At 47.6% G+C, this 2355-nt stretch carries 2 protein-coding genes; one reads left to right on the forward strand and one right to left on the reverse strand.

Features of this window, described 5'->3' with window-relative positions; genetic code table 11:
• Positions 1-74 precede the first annotated feature (74 nt).
• Positions 75-980 (reverse strand): L-serine ammonia-lyase, iron-sulfur-dependent, subunit alpha, encoded by a 906-nt coding sequence (gene sdaAA, locus B3O12_RS15030; protein ID WP_286756889.1) that lies wholly within the window; start codon positions 978-980, stop codon positions 75-77.
• 308 nt (positions 981-1288) lie between these two features.
• On the opposite strand from sdaAA, the gene hemE reads away from it, so the two are divergent.
• The gene (gene hemE / locus B3O12_RS15035) at positions 1289-2338 is read left to right on the forward strand and encodes a uroporphyrinogen decarboxylase (RefSeq protein WP_286748396.1); all 1050 of its coding nucleotides are present in this window, start codon (positions 1289-1291) and stop codon (positions 2336-2338) included.
• Positions 2339-2355: the final 17 nt, after the last annotated feature.

A 2355-nucleotide genomic window follows, 5' to 3' on the forward strand; every position in this document is an offset into this window, starting at 1 on the left:
TCCGGCATGACGTTCTTTTCTTACGTCAAACTCAGGCTAAAATAACAACCAAACAGATCTTACCCCTTGCAACTCTATTCCTGGTCTTCGTCAGGAAGCATCTCAATGTCTTGAATGAGTACTCTTTTGGAAATTGCCTGTCCGGTTGTTGTGGCCGCCAAGCCGCCCAAAGCGGTTTCCTTATAGCGGGTTTCCATGCTTTGCCCCACTTCCCCCATTGCTTCCACGCACTCATCTACGGGAATTACTCCGCTTACATCGGCCAAGGCTATTTGTGCCGAGCTATTGGCAATAGCGGCCGCACTGGCATTTCGGACCACACAAGGCACCTCAACAAGCCCCGCCACCGGATCGCAAATAAGGCCCAACATACACTGAATAGTAATGGCCACTGCATTGAACACCTGATCTACCGAACCACCCAGGCAATATACCATGGCTCCGGCCGCCATGGCGGCCGCACTACCGGTTTCGGCCTGGCACCCCCCCACCGCTCCGGCAATAGAGGCTCGCTTTTCCATAATGAGGGCAATTCCTGCACTCACCAGCAGCCCCTCGTGAATCTTGCGATCATCTACTCCATGAAGCTCCTGAAAAGTGACCATAACCCCGGGTATTATACCAGAGGCTCCTGCTGTTGGGGCTGCAACAACGCGTCCCATACAAGAGTTGACCTCTTTGGCCGCCAGAGCTCGTGAAATAAGTACCTGAAACTCTTTAGAAAGAAGAGACTTAGGATAGTTGAAAACCTTCTTTGCACCATTGTTGATCATTCCCGAGCGAGAAGTCATGTCTTGAGTGAGACCGGTTTGCACGGCCTCTTTCATTACGGTATAGGCGTTGGCCAGGCCATCCCAAATTTTCTCTTCGCTGGCTTCCTTTTCAGATACCTCATACTCTATAACAGCCTGATGCAAGGGCATTTGGTGTTGCTCACAATACTGTTTCCAACCTTTAAAATCTTCAAACAAAAAGCACATGGTTTCCTCCTTTGTCACAAAGCTAACGAATAGATAGCAAACGATTGAATAATGGGCGCCCAGTCGGTCCTGGAGATTGTTCGCTAGCCGTCTTCCATAAGAAAAGATACAGTTCATTCACCAGCCCAACTGAGTATGACAGCAGGGGCTACTTACTATCGGAAACAGAGCACCCTTTTGGTTTTCCGTAAACCCATTCTCAAACACTGCCAACCAGACGCAACCCTATGGAAACGGCAAGCTCTACCAAGCATTGAAGAATTGAAAAACGCGGCTTTACTAGCGGAAACAATTTCTATCTTTGCGGCATGGAATTACAGAACGATCTACTGATCAGAGCGGCAAAGGGTGAAAAAGTTGAGCGGACACCGGTTTGGTTGATGCGTCAGGCAGGTAGAATCTTACCGGAATACAGAGCAGTACGCAACAAACTTAGCGGATTTATTGAGCTGGCTCAAACGCCTGAACTGGCGGCAGAAGTAACCATCCAGCCGGTAGACATTTTAGGTGTCGATGCTGCTATTATTTTCTCCGACATTCTGGTAATTCCGGAGGCCATGGGACTACCCTACGAAATGGTGGAAAAAAAGGGGCCGAGGTTCCCCAAAACCATTTCTACTGATGATGATCTTAAAGCGCTCAAAAAAGCTGATGCCAAAAGCGACTTAGGTTATGTGCTGGAGGCCATTAAAATCACTAAAAAAGAGCTTAACGGCAGAGTACCTTTAATTGGCTTTGCCGGTGCTCCATGGACAATTTTTTGTTACATGGTAGAAGGACACGGAAGTAAAACCTTCTCCAAAGCAAGGAGAATGCTCTATAACGATCCGCTAATGGCTGATCAGTTGTTGAAGCTAATAACCGACTCTACCATTGAATATTTGAAAGCCCAGATTGAAGCCGGGGCCGACCTTGTGCAGGTGTTCGACTCTTGGGCAGGCATACTGGGGCCAGAACAATACCAACGCTTCTCCATGAAGTACATTGCTGAAATTTGCGATGCGATTACCGAAGTGCCGGTTACGGTGTTTAGCAAAGGAGCGTACTTTGCCAGGTCTGAAATGCGCCACCTGAATTGTGAAACTATTGGGCTAGACTGGAACATGGACATTCAAAGCTCTCGCAGATTAATTGGCGAAGACAAAACCTTACAAGGTAACCTCGATCCGTGTGCTCTCTACGCTCCTGATATTGAGATTGAAAAGGCTACTAAGAAAATGCTCGATGAGTTTGGTACAGGCAGACACATTGCCAATCTAGGTCATGGGGTATATCCTGATATCGATCCTAACAAGGTAAAAGTCTTCATTAATACAGTGAAGGAATACAGTGCCAAGCTTAGGTCGGCTGAAATATGAGTGTCCTGAGCCTTCTG

Source organism: Roseivirga sp. UBA838 (assembly GCF_002296035.1).
In the GTDB taxonomy this organism is placed as follows: Bacteria; Bacteroidota; Bacteroidia; order Cytophagales; family Cyclobacteriaceae; genus Roseivirga; species Roseivirga thermotolerans.

What these genes read in the sequence shown, in the direction of transcription:
- hemE (WP_286748396.1), top strand. Translation starts at nt 1,289, where the DNA reads ATGGAATTACAGAACGATCTACTGATCAGAGCGGCAAAGGGTGAAAAA.
- sdaAA (WP_286756889.1), bottom strand. Translation starts at nt 980, where the DNA reads ATGTGCTTTTTGTTTGAAGATTTTAAAGGTTGGAAACAGTATTGTGAG.